This window comes from Ideonella margarita (assembly GCF_038066635.1).
Classification (GTDB): domain Bacteria; phylum Pseudomonadota; class Gammaproteobacteria; order Burkholderiales; family Burkholderiaceae_C; genus Ideonella; species Ideonella margarita.
Genome location: NZ_JBBUTI010000008.1, coordinates 214,154 through 229,511, shown reverse-complemented (window position 1 = coordinate 229,511; position 15,358 = coordinate 214,154). Strand labels below are relative to the sequence as shown.

Here is a 15,358-nt window from a genome sequence, read left to right as displayed (position 1 = left end):
CGGCCTCAGACCGCTTCGGCGTCGCGCAGCGTCTGCACCAGCGTGTGGCGCAGCCGCTGTGCGTCGATCGGCTTCGTGAGGAAGTCGTTCATGCCGGCGGCCAGGGCCTGGTCGCGCTCCGACACCAGCGCGGCGGCCGTCAGCGCAATGATGGGCAGCTGGCGCTTCGAATAGTGCTGGCGCAGTTGCAGCGTGGTCTGGTGGCCGCTCATGTCGGGCATCTGCACGTCCATCAGCACCAGGTCAAACGGCCGGCCTTCGTGCTTCGCGCGGTCGACCGCATCTAGGGCGCTGCGGCCATCCACCGCCTGCGTCACGTCGATGTCCCACTGCTCCAGCATGGCCACGGCGATCATCATGTTGACCGGGTTGTCTTCCACCATCAGCACGCGGCGCCCGCTCAGGTGGTCCACGCCGAAGCCGCTGGAGTCCTGCTCCTCCGGGTGGTCATCGGCCGAGGGCAGCGGCAGCCTCGCCCAGAAGCAGCTGCCCTGGCCGGGCAGGCTGACCACGCCAACCTCGCCCTGCATCAGCGTGGCCAGTTGCCGGCACACCGACAAGCCCAGGCCCGTGCCGCCCACCCGCCGGGTGGTGGAGTTGTCGGCCTGCACGAACGGCGTGAACAGGCGGGCCTGCACCTCGGGGTCGATGCCCGGGCCGGTGTCGATCACGTCAAAGCGCACCAGGCCTTCGCGCTCCACCTGCACGCCGATGCGCACCAGGCCGACCTCGGTGAACTTCAGCGCGTTGTTCAGGAAGTTGCTGAGGATCTGTCGCACGCGCACCGGATCCCCCAGCACCCGGCGCGGCAGGTCGTCGCTCACCACCAGGCTCATCTGCAGGCCCTTGGTATCGCCGAGCGCGCCGTACGCCTGGTGCAGGCTGTTCAGCAGGGCCTGCAGATCAAACGGCACGCTGTCGAGGTGCATCTTGCCGGCCTCGATCTTCGAGAGATCCAGGATGTCGGTCAGGATGGCCGAGAGGGTTTCGGCGCTGTCGCTGATCTGCTCGATGTACTGCTGGCGACGCAGCGGGTCGACCTCGGGCTGGCGGGCCAGGCGCGCCAGCCCGAGCAGGGCGTTCAGCGGCGTGCGGATCTCGTGGCTGGTATTGGCCAGGAAGGTGCTCTTGGCGCGGTTGGCGGCCTCGGCTTCGTCCTTGGCGCGGGCCAGCGCCTGCTCCACGGCGCGCCGCTCGGTGATGTCCTCGGCCATCCAGATCGTGCTGCCGCGGCCCGGGTGGTTGGGGTCGAGCGCCTTGGCCTGCAGGCGGCACAGGAACTGGCTGCCATCGCGCCGGCAGATCATCCGCTCCACCTCGATCTGCTGCCCGGCCTTCAGGCCCTGGCCCACCTGCCTGCCAATCTGTGCATAGTCCTCGTCGTTCGGCCAGATCACCCGGGTAGAGGTGCCGCGAAGGTCGTCGACCGTCCAGCCCAGCATCTGCGCCATGCGTGGATTGACCATCTGGAACCGGCGGTCGCGCGTCAGGGCGATACCGATCAGGGCGTTTTCAAGAATGGCTTCGCGCTCGAGCCGGGCCTGCTCGGCGGCCGTGACGTCGCGCGAGCTGATCACCAGGAAGTTCTGGCCGTTCATCTCGAACTTGGCGGCCGACATCAGCGTGTCGATCGCCCGCCCGTCCCGCGACTGAAACACCACCGGCAGGCTCTGCACCGAATCCTGGGACTGCAGCAACGACACCACGCGCCGCCGGTCGCTTTCGTCAAACCAGATGGACAGCTCCAGCGCCGTCCTGCCGATGGCCTCGGCGGCGGTGTAGCCGCTCAGGCGGGTGAAGCTCTCGTTCACCATGACGTAGCGCCCGGTGTCCATGTCGGTCAGGGTGATGACGTCCGGGCTGTTGGCCACCAGGTGCGACAGCAGCGCCTGCGAGCGTTGCATGACTTGCTCGGCACTCTGCGGGCCCGTGGCCACCTCCACCACCGGCGCGGGCTGGGGCAGGTCTTGAGGGGCGGGGCTTGCGGCGGGGTTGGCGTGCGCGTCGGAAGCCGAAGTGGCCGCGTCAGCCAGCGCCTCTCGCCACGGCGCCAGGGCCCAGGTCAGCAGGCTTGCGATGCCAACCCCGGCCGCGCCACTGGCCAGTGCCCAGCGCAGCCAGGTCGGCCATTCGGGCGGCAGCAGCACGGCCGCGCCACCGGCCAGCCCGGCCCCCGCCAGGGCGGTGAGCAGCATTCGGTGCGAAGAGGGCGGTACAGCGGGCGGAGGCACGGGGACTGTTCGGGGACGCGTCCCGCAAGTTTGAATGCAATCAGGTTCAGGTGCGATTAAACCTGTTTCCGATTGCATCCAGCTGACCAAAAACAAGGGGTTGGCACCATCTGAATGCGCCCTTTGCAGTCTTGCAACCTGCTTTACGCCTTGCGCGCCAATTGCAGCGTCTGGCGTGTGGCCTGCGCCACTTGGCGTGCTGCGCTGGCGAAATCTTCGCCTTGGCCTGCATACAGCACGGCTCGCGACGAGTTCACCATGATCGGCGCATCAGGCCGCCAGGCGGCCCGCACGGTGGCGGCGGCGTCGCCACCCTGGGCGCCCACGCCCGGGATCAGCAGCGGCAGCGTCGGGGCCAGCTCGCGCACCCGGGCCAGCTCGTTCGGGAAGGTGGCGCCCACCACCAGGCCCAGGCGCTGGTCGCGGTTCCAGGCGCCGGCCGCCAGGCGGGCCACGTGTTCATACAGGTGCTCGCCGTTGGCCAGCTGCTGGAACTGCAGGTCGCTGCCGCCCGGGTTGGAGGTGCGGCACAGCAGGATCAGGCCCTTGCCGTCGTACTTCAGGTAGGGCTCGATCGAGTCGAAGCCCATGTAGGGCGACAGCGTCACGGCATCGGCCTGGTAGCGCACGAAGGCTTCCCGGGCGTACTGCTCGGCGGTGGAGCCGATGTCGCCGCGCTTGGCGTCCAGCACCACCGGCACATCCGGCGCCACGCGGCGGATGTAGGCCATCAGCTCTTCCAGCTGGTCTTCGGCGCGGTGCGCGGCGAAGTAGGCGATCTGCGGCTTGAACGAATTCACCAGGTCCTTGGTGCTGTCGACGATGCGCGCGCAGAACTCGAAGATCTTCGACGGATCACCGCGCAGGTGCTCCGGGAACTTCGAGGGTTCCGGATCGAGACCGACACACAGCAGGGATTCGTGGCGGTGGGTGGCCGCGGCCAGCAGACGGTTGAAGCTCATTCCTCCATTTTACGGAGGAGGCGGGCAGAGCGGGCAAGGTATGCTCCGCCGCTTCAGGCATTGCCTTCGGAAGGGAAGTGGTTGTGACCGAGGTGTCCTCACTCACGGTTTGGCTGCAGCGCGCCACCGCCGGCGAGGCGGGCGCCATCGAGCATCTGTTTGCGACGCTCTACCCCGAGCTGCGCCGCATTGCCCATGCCCGGCTCTACACCGGTGGCGGGCAGGCACTGCTGTCGACCACCGAGCTGGTCCACGAGAGTTTCCTGCGTTTCACCAAGGCGCGTGAACTCAACATCGTCGACCGCCGGCACTTCTTCACCTACTCGGCCACCGTGATGCGCAACGTCATCGTCGATCTGGTGCGTGAGCACCAGGCCGAGAGCCGCGGCGGTGGTGCCCCGCACCTGCCGCTCGATGACCTGCTGCCCGGCGACCACCCGGTGCAAGGCGGCGGCGACGTGTGGCTGCTGAAGGTGCACGACGCGCTGGGCGACCTGGAACAACTCGACCCCGCGCTCGCCCGGGTGGTGGAAATGCAGTACTTCGCCGGTTACACCCAGCTCGAGATTGCCGAGCTGACCGAGCAGTCCGAGCGCACCGTGCGCCGGCAATGGGACAAGGCCCGCGCCTACCTGCTGGCCCAGCTCACCCCCTGACGATGAGCGCCACGCCACCGCAGCCCACGCCACCCACCGGGCCAGACGCCGCCGCCGTGGCGCGCTGGCAGCGGTTGTCGGCGCTGCTGGACGAAGCGCTGGACCTGCCCGATGCGGCCGCACGCGCCCACTGGCTGGCCAATTGGCACCAGCGTGAGCCCGACCTGGCCGCCGAGCTGGCGCGCCTGCTGGCCGCACACGGGCAAGCTGAAGCTGACGACCGCCTGGCCCACCTGCCGAGCCTGCAGGCGCCGCCTGCGGCCGACCGCGGCCACGGCCTGCAGCCCGGGCAGCGCGTGGGGCCCTGGCAGCTGGTGGAGCTGCTGGGCACGGGCGGCATGTCGGTGGTCTGGCTGGCCGAGCGGGCGGACGGCGCCTATGTGCGCGAAGTGGCCCTGAAGCTGCCGCTGCACCTGCCCTGGCGCGACGACCTGGCAGCCCGGCTGGCCCGCGAACGCGACATCCTGGCGCGGCTGACCCACCCGCATATCGCCCAGCTCTATGACGCCGGCGTCACCGATGACGGCCTGCCCTGGCTGGCGATGGAGCGGGTGCGGGGCGAAACCTTGCAGGTCTGGTGCCAGCAGCAGGCGCTCGGCCTGCGTGAACGCGTCGAGGTCTTCCTGCAGGTGCTCGATGCGGTGGCGCATGCCCATGCCGCGCTGGTGCTGCACCGTGACTTGAAGCCGTCCAACATCCTGGTCACCCGCGACGGCGGCGTGAAGCTGCTCGACTTCGGCATTGCGAAGTTGCTGGACGAGCAGACCCGGCAGAGCGAGGACACCCAGCTCACCCGGCTGGGTGGCCGCGCCATGACGCCCGACTACGCCAGCCCGGAGCAGATCCGCGGTGAGCCGCTGACCACGGCCAGCGATGTGTATTCGCTCGGCGTGGTGCTGTATGAGCTGCTGTGCGGCCAGCAGCCGTACCGCCTCAAGCACCGCAGCGCGGCCCAGCTCGAAACGGCGGTGCTCGAAACCCAGCCCGCGCGCCCCAGCAGCCGGGTGCATGAATCACCGGCCGTGGCCGGCCACCTCGGGCTGACCCCGCGCCGGCTGGCGGGCAGCCTGCGCGGCGAGCTCGACGCCATCGTGCTGATGGCGCTGCGCAAGCAACCGGCGGCGCGTTACAGCGGGCCGGCCGCCTTCCGCGCCGACCTGCGGGCCTGGCTGGATGGCCTGCCCGTGGCGGCCCGCCCCGATTCCCTCGCCACCCGGGTGCGCCGCGTGCTGCGCCGGCACTGGCTGATCGCCTCGCTGGGCACGGTGATTGCCGCCCTGCTGGTGGGCAGCACCGTGCTGTCGATCCACCAGAGCCGGCTGGCGGAGCGCGAGGCGCAGCGGGCTCGCGCGGCCCTCGACTTCCTGCAAAACCTGTATCGCCCGGTGTCGTGGCTGAGCGGCAACCCGTCTCGCGCCGGGGAGGTGAGCGCGCGTGAACTGCTTGATCTCTCGGCCGAGCAACTCCGGCAGCAGCCCCTGGCCGACCCCGAAGTGCAGCGCGAGGTGATGAAACTGTTGCTCGGCCTGTTCCGCGACGTCGATGCGCCCGAGCAGCGCGAGAAGATGGCGAGCGAGCTGCTGGCCCATGTGCGCAGCCGCATGCCGGGCGATGCCGCCGCGCAGATCGAGGCGCTGCTGCTGCTGGCCAATGCGCGCATCGGCCATGACGAGGCCGCTGCCGCCACCAGCCTCGAGGAAGCCGGCGCGCTGTTTGCCCGCACGCCGAACGTGCCGGCGGATATCGAAGGGCGGTTGATGCTGGCGCGCGGCGCCGAGAGTGAATCGCGCGACTGGGCCGTGGCGCTCAAGGCCTTCCAGCGGGCCGAGGCGGTGCTCTCCGGCCCGGGCATGCCGCCGCAGCTGCGGGCCGAAGCCGTGGCTGGCCAGGCGCGCATGCTGACCACCTCCGGCACCCAGCTGCAGGCTGCCCGCGACACCTATGTGCGCCTGCTGGCGCTGATGCGCGCCGACCCCAGCCTGTCCGAGCTGGACCTGACCCAGCACGAGGCCGGTCTGGCAGACGTGGAAATGCGCCTCGGCCATTTCCAGGCGGCCGTCGGCCTGTACCGCCAGATCCACGCCCGCAGCCGTGCCCGGCTGGGCGCCACCCACGTCGACACCCTGCAGACCGGTTACCGGCTGGGCCTGGCGCTGCGCCGCACTGGCCAGCCGCAGGCCGCCCTGGTGCTGCTGCAGCAGACCCGCGAAGACGCGATGCGCACGCCGGTGGCCACCCAGATGTCGACCCTGCCGTCGCTGGATGTGGAAATTGCCGGCGCGCTGGGCCAGTTCGGCGACTATCCAGCGGCGGCGACGGCCTACGGCTCGGCCGTGGACATGCTCTCGCGCCGCGTTGGCCAGCGCCCCGACAGCTGGCGTGCGTTCTGGCGCGCCCTGGCCGTGCCGGTGCTGGCGCAAGGCGGGCAGCTCGCCCAGGCCCGGCAGTGGCTGGCGCTGGCCACGGCGGAAGCCGCCCAGATCGGCAAGGCCCGGCATGTGGAGCGCGCACTGGCCGAAGCCCGCGCGACGCTGGCCGTGGCCGAAGTGCGCAGCCCTGCCGGCCTGGCTGCGGCACAGGACGCCCTGCAGCGCTGGCGCGAGGTCGAGGACGAGGCGAATCGTGAAGCCACCCCGGTGGTTCGCCTGCGTGGCGAGGCTCGGCTGGCACTGCGCGCTGCGCAGGCCCGCCTGCTGTCAGGCACGGATTTGGTGCAGGCCAGTGCACTGGCCGCCCAGGCGCATGCGCTGATCACCCCGGAAGCCGCCGCGGAAATCGGCACGGTGGAGCGGGGTGAGGCCGCCTCGATGGCGGCCGAGCTGGCCTGGCGGCAGGGGCACGGCCCCCAGGCCTGCCAGTGGGCGGGGGAGGCGGTGGCAGCCTTGCAGGCGGTGCCACCCACGGCGCCGCCGATGGCGCTGGCATCAGCCTTGCATGCCCGGTGTCAGAACCCGGGAATGCCGCCGGCCGTTCCGAATGCCGCGCAGCTGGTGCCGTCCCTGGCCAGCTGGGGGCCGGTCTGGCAGCAACGCTGGGTCGCGTTGAATCCGGGGTTGAACCTGGGCGCCAGCCCGAGCGGGCGCTGATCAACGTTGCGGTGGCTGGGGGAGGGCGCGATCTGCCATGTCACATGGCCGGTTTTGCGCTGCCAGCCCGTATGTACAGACAGCGGCACCTGCAGCCACAACAAGTCACAAGGACGTCGACCATGCCTGACCCCCTGACCCACGCCGACCAGCACGATCAAGCGTCTGCCCCGGCGGACTACCCGCAGGAGCCGGAAGATCACCTGTCGCGCCTGTCGCCGCTGTGGGTGCTGGCGGTCAGCACCGTGGCCTCGGTGGCGATGTTGTCCATCGGGCTGTCACTGGCCGATGTGGCCAGCCATGACAGCCCGCAGGTGGTGGCGCTCAGCGAACGGCGCTGATGCCCTGGGCCAGCACGATGGCCTGGCCGATGTAGCTGCCCGGCGTCATGGCCAGCAGGCGGTCTTTTTCGGTCTGCGGCAGGTCGGTGCTGGCGATGAAGCCCTGCATCATCTCGCGGGTCATCGGCTTGCCGCGGGTGAAGGCCTTGAGCTGCTCGTAGGGCTGCGGCAGCGCGTGGCGGCGCATCACGGTCTGGATGGCTTCGGCCAGCACTTCCCAGGCGCCGTCGAGGTCGGCGGCCAGTGCGTCAACATTGATTTCCAGCTTGCCCAGGCCGCGTGACAGCGAGTCATAGCCCAGCAGGGCGTAACCCAGCGCCACACCCATGTTGCGCAGCACGGTCGAGTCGGTCAGGTCGCGCTGCCAGCGGCTGATCGGCAGCTTCTGGCTCAGGTGGGCCAGCAGGGCGTTGGCCAGGCCGAAGTTGCCTTCGGCGTTCTCGAAGTCGATCGGGTTGACCTTGTGCGGCATCGCCGACGAGCCCACTTCGCCGTCCTTGAGCTTCTGTTTGAAGTAGCCCAGCGAGATGTAGCCCCACACATCGCGCGAGAAGTCGATCAGGATGGTGTTGGTGCGGGTGACGGCGTCAAACAGCTCGGCCATGTAGTCATGGGGCTCGATCTGGATGGTGTACGGGTTGAAGGTCAAGCCCAGGTGGTTTTCGACCACGTTGCGCGAGAAGCTTTCCCAGTCCTTGTCGGGGTAGGCCAGGCTGTGGGCGTTGTAGTTGCCCACGGCGCCGTTCATCTTGGCCAGCAGCGGCACGGCGGCAATGCGCTGGCGCGAGGTGTTCAGGCGGGCGACCACGTTGGCCACTTCCTTGCCCACGGTGGTCGGGCTGGCGGTCTGGCCGTGGGTGCGCGAGAGCATCGGCACATCGGCAAAACGGTGCGACATGGCCACCAGCGTGTCGATGATGCGGTCGAGCGACGGCAGCAGCACGTCACGGCGCGCGGCCTGCAGCATCAGCGCATGGCTGGTGTTGTTGATGTCCTCGCTGGTGCAGGCGAAGTGGATGAATTCGCTGGCGGCGATCAGCTCGGCATGGCCTTCGAGCTTCGACTTCAGCCAGTACTCCACGGCCTTGACGTCGTGGTTGGTGGTCTTCTCGATGTGCTTGATGGCGGCGGCATCTTCTTCCGCGAAGCCGGTGATCAGCGAGCGCAGATGGGTGCGGCCAGCCTCCGACAGGGGGGCGAAGCCGTCCAGGCCGGCGTCAGACAGGGCGATGAACCACTCGATCTCCACCTGCACACGGCGGTGCATCAGGCCGAATTCGGACAACAGCGGGCGCAGATCGGCCACCTTGGCGGCGTAACGGCCGTCGAGGGGGGACAGGGCCATCAGGGTGGAAAAGCTCATGGGCGTGCAGACGGTCTGGTCGCGGCGCGGGGATCGCGCTGCGGGAAGCCCCCTATTTTAAGGCTCAGCGCCTCAGAGGCTGTCTTTCCCTTGCGACGCTGCTTGCGACGGCCTTCGTTAGAATGAAAGCCCAAGGGAAGACCTCGACAAACTACACATGAAACTGATCGGTTCACTCACCAGCCCTTACGTGCGCAAAGTCCGGGTTGTGCTGGCAGAGAAGAAGCTCGACTACCAGTTCGTGCTGGAAGACGTCTGGGGCAATGACGCCATCCTCGCGTCCAACCCGCTCGGCAAGGTGCCTTGCCTGGTGATGGAAGGCGCCGAGGCGGTCTTCGACTCCCGCGTCATCGTGGAATACGTCGACACCCTGTCGCCGGTCGGCAAGCTGATTCCCGGCACCGGCCGCGAACGGGTTGAAGTGCGCACCTGGGAAGCGCTGGCCGACGGCCTGCTCGACGCCAGCATCCTCGCCCGCATGGAATTGCACTGGACCGGCCGCACCGAAGCCCAGCGCTCGCAAGCCTGGGTTGATCGCCAGATGGTCCGCGTGAACGCTGCCGTGGCCGCCATGAGCACCGGCCTGGGCGACAAGCCCTGGTGCGTCGGCATCCACCTCAGCCTGGCTGACATCGCCGTGGGCTGCGCCCTGGGCTACCTGGATTTCCGCTATCCGGAGATCGACTGGCGCACGCCGTACCCGAACCTGCAGCGCCTGCACGACAAGCTGGCCGCCCGGCCGAGCTTCATCGACACCGCGCCGCCGGCGGCCTGAGCCCTCAGGCCATCGCGGCCGGGGTGAAGCTGTCGGGTTGCGACAGCGGCCAGTACATCTTGTAGACGCCGTGCGGCCAGTCCGCCCGGCCTTCGATCGCATCCACCAGCTGCCCCGGCTTCAGGAAGGGCAGGTGGTGGATCAGCAGCTTGACCTCATCGCCCCCCACCCGGTGCACGATGTGCTGCGGGCTGATCTCGCCCGGATGCTTCAGCCCGGCGGCCTGCACCAGCTCCTGCAGCGCGTGCAGCGTGTTGAGGTGGTAGCGGTAGACCCGCTCCAGCTTGTCAGGCACCACCAGCGCACGCTGGCGGGTCGGGTCTTGCGTGGTGACACCGGTCGGGCAGGTGCCCGTGTGGCAGCTCTGCGCCTGGATGCAGCCCAGCGCGAACATGAAGCCGCGCGCCGAGTTGCACCAGTCAGCGCCAAGCGCCATCGCGCGGGCGATGTCGAAGGCGCCGATGATCTTGCCGGCCACGCCGATGCGGATGCGGCTGCGCAGGTTCAGGCCCACCAGCGTGTTGTGCACCAGCAGCAGGCCTTCCTGCAGCGGCGCGCCGACGTGGTCGGTGAATTCAAGCGGTGCGGCGCCGGTGCCGCCTTCCGCGCCGTCCACCACGATGAAATCGGGCGTGATGCCGCTGTCGAGCATGGCCTTGCAGATGGCGAACCACTCCCAGGGGTGGCCGATGCACAGCTTGAAGCCCACGGGCTTGCCGCCGGAGAGTTCACGCAGCCGCTGCACGAACTGCAGCAGCTCGCGCGGGGTGCTGAAGGCGCTGTGCGCCGCCGGTGACACGCAATCCACGCCCACCGGCACGCCGCGCGCCAGGGCGATTTCGGGCGTCACCTTCGGGCCCGGCAGCACGCCGCCGTGGCCGGGCTTGGCGCCCTGTGACAACTTGATCTCGATGAGCTTGACCTGCGGATCGGTGGCATTGGCCACGAAGGCGGCCTCGTTGAAGCGGCCGTCGTCGCCGCGGCAGCCGAAATAGCCCGAGCCGATCTCCCAGACCAGGTCGCCGCCGTGCACCCGGTGGTGCTGGCTGATCGAGCCCTCGCCGGTGTCGTGCATGAAGCCGCCCCGCTTGGCGCCGCCGTTCAGCGCCAGGATGGCATTGGCGCTCAACGCGCCGAAGCTCATCGCCGAGATGTTGAAGACGCTGGCGCTGTAGGGCTGCGCGCAGTGCTCGCCGATGGTGATGCGGAAGTCGTGCCCGGGCAGCTCGGTGGGTTGCAGCGAGTGGTTGATCCATTCGTAGCCGTCGTGGTGCACATCGAGCTGGGTGCCGAAGGGGCGCTTGTCAGGCTGGCCCTTGGCTCGCTGGTAGACCAGCGAGCGCTGCTGGCGCGAAAACGGCGCCGCCTCGTTGTCGCTTTCGATGAAGTACTGGCGAATCTCGGGGCGGATGAATTCGAGCAGGAAGCGCATGTGCCCGATGACCGGGTAGTTGCGCAGCACGGCATGCCGCTGCTGGCGGCTGTCGCGCAGGCCGAGCACCACGCCGCACAGGCCGAGCAGCGCGAGCCAGCCGCCGGTGCCGAAGGACACCTGGGTGAAGGCACCCAGCAGCGCAAGCACGGCGCAGCACACCCAGACCAGGTAGCGCAGCGGGAAGTGCTGATTCAGGGCATTCAACCAGGCGGGCATTTGAAAGGCTCCCAGGCAGCTTGAGGCAGGAAGAGCCATTGTGCTGCCGAACGTGCGCTCGCCAACGGAGACAGACAGCGGGCATTCCCGTGGCTTTTTCAGGGCTTCAGGGCGGCCCCGGCGGCTGACCACGTTCGCCGTGCCCGGCGGACATGCCCATAATCAGCCCGCCTTGATTCGCTGTGCCCCATGACGATCCAGAACCTCGCGGCCTTGCGCCGCCACCTCGCCCGGCCTGCTGGCTGCCTTGCCGAACGTCGACCAGAACACCGCGCCGGGCGAGAAGCCGGCGGCATCGTCGTGGCCCTGCTGCTGGCGCTGGTGGCCGTGGTGCTGGTCGGCGTGCTGCTGCTGGGCGGAGCGGCGGTCTGGTATTCGCAGCAGTTGCCGGCGCTCGACAAGGTCACCGATTACCAGCCGCGCCAGCCGCTGCAGGTGTTCACCCGCGACGGCGTGGAGATCGCCCAGTTCGGCTCCGAGCGGCGGGTGTTCGTGCCCATTGGGGACATGCCCAAGCTGATGCAGGACGCGGTGCTGGCGGTGGAAGACAGCCGCTTTCGCGAGCACAGCGGCATCGACTTCAAGGGCGTGGCCCGGGCCGTGGTGGCCAACTTCACCGGCGGCATGCGACAGGGCGCCTCCACCATCACGCAGCAGGTGGCGCGCACGTTCTTCCTGTCGTCGCGGCGCACGCCGGAGCGCAAGATCAAGGAAGCGCTGCTGGCGCTGAAGATCGAGCAGGAGCTCAGCAAGGACCAGATCCTCGAGCTCTACATGAACCAGATCTACCTCGGCCACCGGTCATACGGCTTTGGTGCGGCGGCGCAGGTGTACTTCGGCAAGCCGGTGGCGCAGCTGTCGATCGCCGAAAGTGCGATGCTGGCCGGCCTGCCGCAGAACCCCGCCTTTGCCAACCCGATCACCAACTTTGACCGGGCGACGGCGCGGCAGCAGCTGGTGATCGGCCGGATGCTGGCCACTGGCGTCATCACCGAAGCCCAGGCGGCCCAGGCCAAGGCAGAGAAGCTGCAGATCCGCAGCCCGGGCCAGACGGCGGTGCATGCCGAATACGTGGCCGAAATGGCCCGCAAGGCGGTGTTCGACCGCTTCGGTGAAGAGGCGTACACCAAGGGCTACAAGGTCACGACCTCGCTGCTGGCGGCTGACCAGCAGGCGGCGTGGGCGGCCCTGCGGCGCGGCCTGCTCGACCACGAGCGCAAGCAGCCCTGGCGCGGCCCGGAAGACAACGAGGAGTTGCCGGACGACTTGGCCGATGCGGAGCAGGCCGCCGCCCAGGTGCTGAAAGACCACCGCGACGATGAAGACCTGCGCGTGGCGGTGGTGCTGCAGGCCTCAACCAAGGAAGTGTCGGTGCGGCTGGCCACCGGTGAGAGCGTCAAGCTGAGCGGCGAGGGTCTGAAGTGGGCGCTGCCGGCGCTCAGCCCGCAGGCACCGGCGGCGCTGGCGCTCAAGCGCGGCGCGGTGATCCGCGTGATGCGCCAGGGCGCTGGCTGGACCGTGGCGCAGTGGCCGCAGGCCCAGGGCGCGCTGGTGGCCCTCGACAGCGCCACCGGCCGCGTGCGGGCCATGGTGGGCGGCTTTGACTTCAACCGCCAGCCCTTCAACCACGTCACCCAGGCCTGGCGCCAGCCGGGCTCGAGCCTCAAGCCATTCCTGTATGCCACCGCGCTGGAGCACGGCGTGATGCCGGCCACGCTGATCAACGATGCGCCGCTGGCCGATGGTGGCGGCATCGGCGGCTGGAACCCGCAGAACTCCGACGGCCAGTTCGACGGGCCTTTGACGCTGCGCCGCGCCCTGGCCAAATCGAAGAATCTGGTCAGCATCCGGCTGGTGCAGCAGATGGGCCTGAGCGAAGCCCGCCAGGGCCTGCTGGCGTACGGCTTCGAGCTGGACAAGCAGCCCGACAACCTGACCTTGGCGCTGGGCGCCGGCAGCACCAGCCCGCTGCAACTGGCCTCGGCCTATGCGGTGCTGGCCAACGGCGGCTACAAGGTGACGCCGCTGGTGATCGAGCGCATTGCCGACGCCCAGGGCAAGGTGCTGTTCGAGGCGCCGCCGGCCCCCGCGCTGGATGACAGCCTGCGCGTTGTGCCTGCCCGCACCGCCTTCATCACCGGCAGCCTGCTGAACGAAGTGACCCGCACCGGCACGGCCGCGCGCGCCCAGGCCCAGCTCAAGCGGCCGGACGTCTACGGCAAGACCGGCACGACCAACGACGCGGTGGACGCCTGGTTCGGCGGCTACCAGCCCGACATCACGGCCGTGGTGTGGATCGGTTATGACGAGCCGCGCAGCCTGGGCAGCCGGGAATCGGGTGGTGGCCTGGCGCTGCCGGTCTGGATCAGCTACATGGAGCGCGCCCTGCGCGGCGTGCCGGTGCGGCCGGCCGTGCCGCCAGATGGGGTTGTCGAGGTGGACGGCGACTGGCGTTTCACCGACTATGCGGAAGGCGGGTTCGTGCGCCGCATCGGCCTGGAAGAGCCGGCGGCCGCGGTGGTGCCGGCGGGGGGCGCCTCAGGCGCGGCGAGCGAGCCGAACTGAGCAGCGCCAGGCTGACCTCTACGGTTGGTTACCGCCCTGTCATCTGCCCGGCTTACAGTTGTTGAAGTTCGATGGGATAGAGGTTGTACAACCATGTTGTTGCGTCGTGATTTGCTGACTGGTCTGGCTGGCCTGGCTGCGTTGCCCCTGGTGGGCTGTGGCCACGCGCCCGCATCGAGCCCCGCCGGTGTGGCCACCGCATCCGCCCCGTTGGCTGAACCCGGCGCCGTGCCGCCACCCGCCGCGCCGCTGCCCACGCTGGCCCCCGACGACCTTGCCTGGATCAACCGCCTGAGCTTCGGCGTGAACGGCGGCACCGTGCGCGCCTACGCCCAGCAAGGCCGCCAGGAGTGGCTGCAGAACCAGCTCGCCCCACCAAAATCAGATGGCCTGCCGCAAGCCCTGGCGCTGCGAGTGGCCGGCATGACGATCGCCACCCGGCCGGTGGCCAACCTGGCCTGGGAGATGCAGGAGCGTCGGCGCGAATCGGAAAGCCCGGGCGAGCCCGCCAACCGCAGCCAGGCGCGCCGGGCCTGGCAGCAGGAAATGAACCGCCTGGAGCGCGAGGCGGCCACGCGCCAGTTCTGGCGCTCGCTCTACAGCCCGCACCAGCTGCGCGAACAGATGGTCTGGTTCTGGGGCAACCACTTCAGCATCCACGGCAACAAGCGTGAACTGCGCGCCTTGGTCGGTGATTACGAAGAAACGGCACTGCGCCCGCACGCGCTCGGCCGGTTTCAAGACTTGCTCGTGGCCGCGTCGACCCACGCCGCCATGCTTCGCTACCTCGACAACGACCAGAACTCCGCCGGCCGCATCAACGAGAACTTTGCCCGTGAGCTGATGGAGCTGCACACGCTGGGCGTGAACGGCGGATATGCCCAAAAAGACGTGCAGGAGCTGGCCCGGCTGCTGACCGGCCTGGGCGTAGCCAGCGGCGAGGCGACCCCGCGCCTGCGTGAGCACCAGATGGCGCAGTACCGCCGCCAGGGCCTGACCGAATTCAACCCGGCGCGCCACGACAACGGCCCCGTCACCATCCTCGGTGTGACCAGCGGCGGCAAGGGCTGGGACGACATCGTGGCCCAGCTGCAGCGCTTTGCGCACCACCCGTCCACCGCGCGCCACCTCAGCCGCAAGATCGCCCGCTTCCTGATGGCCGACGAGCCGCCAGCGGCCGTGGTCGAGCGCATGGCCACGGCTTACCTGAAGGCTGACACGGCGATCGCCCCGATGCTTCAGGCCTTGTTCGAGGCGCCTGAATTTGCGCCGTCACTCGGCCGCAAGTTCAAGGATCCGCAGCGCTGGGTGTTGTCTTCATTGCGGCTGGTGCACGACGACCGCCTGATCGTGAACCCGGCCCCGGCGCTGACCTGGCTGCAACGCCTGGGCCAGGCCCCGTGGGGGCGCGTCACGCCCGATGGTTACCCGATGCAGGCCTCGGCCTGGTCGGGTTCCGGCCAGCTGGGTACCCGGTTCGAGATCGCCCGGGCCATCGGGGGCGGCACCAACGCCCTGTTCCGTGCGGAAGAGGGGGGGCCGGTCAACGTGATGGTCGTGCCTGCGTTGGTCAGACTGGAGCAGGCACCGCTGGTGCGCCAGAACGTCTGGCCGGTGCTCTCGGCCGAGACCCGCAGCGCCTTGGCCGAGGCTGGCAGCCCCGCGCCATGGAATGCGCTGTTGCTGTCCAGCCCTGAATTCATGCGCTGCTGACACGCCTGACCCGGA

Annotated in this window: 10 protein-coding genes; 6 read left to right on the top strand and 4 right to left on the bottom strand. The window is 69.1% G+C overall.

From position 1 onward, the window contains the following. Nucleotides 1–5 precede the first annotated feature (5 nt). Together AACH00_RS13460 and pyrF are read right to left on the bottom strand one after the other, a co-directional pair. Nucleotides 6–2,195 (bottom strand): ATP-binding protein, encoded by a 2,190-nt coding sequence (locus AACH00_RS13460; RefSeq protein ID WP_341399664.1) that lies wholly within the window; start codon nucleotides 2,193–2,195, stop codon nucleotides 6–8. Nucleotides 2,196–2,374: 179 nt separating this feature from the next. Further along, nucleotides 2,375–3,193, bottom strand: a complete 819-nt coding sequence (gene pyrF / locus AACH00_RS13455; protein ID WP_341399663.1) for an orotidine-5'-phosphate decarboxylase — start codon at nucleotides 3,191–3,193, stop codon at nucleotides 2,375–2,377. Between the two features lie 83 nt (nucleotides 3,194–3,276). On the opposite strand from pyrF, the gene AACH00_RS13450 reads away from it, so the two are divergent. The 3 genes from AACH00_RS13450 (at nucleotide 3,277) to AACH00_RS13440 (ending at nucleotide 7,276) form a co-directional block, all read left to right on the top strand. Continuing rightward, nucleotides 3,277–3,849 carry an ECF-type sigma factor gene (locus tag AACH00_RS13450; RefSeq protein WP_341399662.1) on the top strand — a complete coding sequence of 191 codons (573 nt, stop codon included), beginning with the start codon at nucleotides 3,277–3,279 and terminating at the stop codon, nucleotides 3,847–3,849. Between the two features lie 2 nt (nucleotides 3,850–3,851). After that, nucleotides 3,852–6,935, top strand: a complete 3,084-nt coding sequence (locus tag AACH00_RS13445; protein WP_341399661.1) for a protein kinase domain-containing protein — start codon at nucleotides 3,852–3,854, stop codon at nucleotides 6,933–6,935. 122 nt (nucleotides 6,936–7,057) lie between these two features. Continuing rightward, complete coding sequence (locus AACH00_RS13440) at nucleotides 7,058–7,276, top strand: hypothetical protein (protein ID WP_341399660.1); 219 nt, start codon at nucleotides 7,058–7,060, stop codon at nucleotides 7,274–7,276. On the opposite strand, the gene purB is transcribed toward AACH00_RS13440, so the two are convergent. Then, entirely contained in the window at nucleotides 7,260–8,639 is a 1,380-nt protein-coding gene (gene purB, locus AACH00_RS13435; protein WP_341399659.1) for an adenylosuccinate lyase, read from the bottom strand. The genes AACH00_RS13440 and purB overlap by 17 nt on opposite strands. A 157-nt stretch (nucleotides 8,640–8,796) precedes the next feature. Between purB and AACH00_RS13430 the strand changes: the two genes are divergently transcribed. Beyond that, a complete protein-coding gene (locus AACH00_RS13430; protein WP_341399658.1) occupies nucleotides 8,797–9,414 on the top strand; it encodes a glutathione S-transferase family protein in 618 nt (205 codons plus the stop codon). 4 nt (nucleotides 9,415–9,418) lie between these two features. Here AACH00_RS13430 and AACH00_RS13425 read toward each other — a convergent pair whose 3' ends face one another. Next, entirely contained in the window at nucleotides 9,419–11,065 is a 1,647-nt protein-coding gene (locus AACH00_RS13425; RefSeq protein WP_341399657.1) for an FMN-binding glutamate synthase family protein, read from the bottom strand. A 189-nt stretch (nucleotides 11,066–11,254) separates the two neighbouring features. Between AACH00_RS13425 and AACH00_RS13420 the strand changes: the two genes are divergently transcribed. Then, nucleotides 11,255–13,630, top strand: a complete 2,376-nt coding sequence (locus tag AACH00_RS13420) for a penicillin-binding protein 1A (RefSeq protein WP_341399656.1) — start codon at nucleotides 11,255–11,257, stop codon at nucleotides 13,628–13,630. Between the two features lie 93 nt (nucleotides 13,631–13,723). Next, complete coding sequence (locus AACH00_RS13415; RefSeq protein WP_341399655.1) at nucleotides 13,724–15,343, top strand: DUF1800 domain-containing protein; 1,620 nt, start codon at nucleotides 13,724–13,726, stop codon at nucleotides 15,341–15,343. Nucleotides 15,344–15,358 lie beyond the last annotated feature (15 nt).

Excerpts from the sequence above, each read along its gene's own strand:
- pyrF (WP_341399663.1), bottom strand. The coding sequence starts at position 3,193 with ATGAGCTTCAACCGTCTGCTGGCCGCGGCCACCCACCGCCACGAATCC.
- AACH00_RS13415 (WP_341399655.1), top strand. The coding sequence starts at position 13,724 with ATGTTGTTGCGTCGTGATTTGCTGACTGGTCTGGCTGGCCTGGCTGCG.
- AACH00_RS13425 (WP_341399657.1), bottom strand. The coding sequence starts at position 11,065 with ATGCCCGCCTGGTTGAATGCCCTGAATCAGCACTTCCCGCTGCGCTAC.
- AACH00_RS13440 (WP_341399660.1), top strand. The coding sequence starts at position 7,058 with ATGCCTGACCCCCTGACCCACGCCGACCAGCACGATCAAGCGTCTGCC.
- purB (WP_341399659.1), bottom strand. The coding sequence starts at position 8,639 with ATGAGCTTTTCCACCCTGATGGCCCTGTCCCCCCTCGACGGCCGTTAC.
- AACH00_RS13420 (WP_341399656.1), top strand. The coding sequence starts at position 11,255 with ATGACGATCCAGAACCTCGCGGCCTTGCGCCGCCACCTCGCCCGGCCT.
- AACH00_RS13445 (WP_341399661.1), top strand. The coding sequence starts at position 3,852 with ATGAGCGCCACGCCACCGCAGCCCACGCCACCCACCGGGCCAGACGCC.
- AACH00_RS13430 (WP_341399658.1), top strand. The coding sequence starts at position 8,797 with ATGAAACTGATCGGTTCACTCACCAGCCCTTACGTGCGCAAAGTCCGG.
- AACH00_RS13460 (WP_341399664.1), bottom strand. The coding sequence starts at position 2,195 with ATGCTGCTCACCGCCCTGGCGGGGGCCGGGCTGGCCGGTGGCGCGGCC.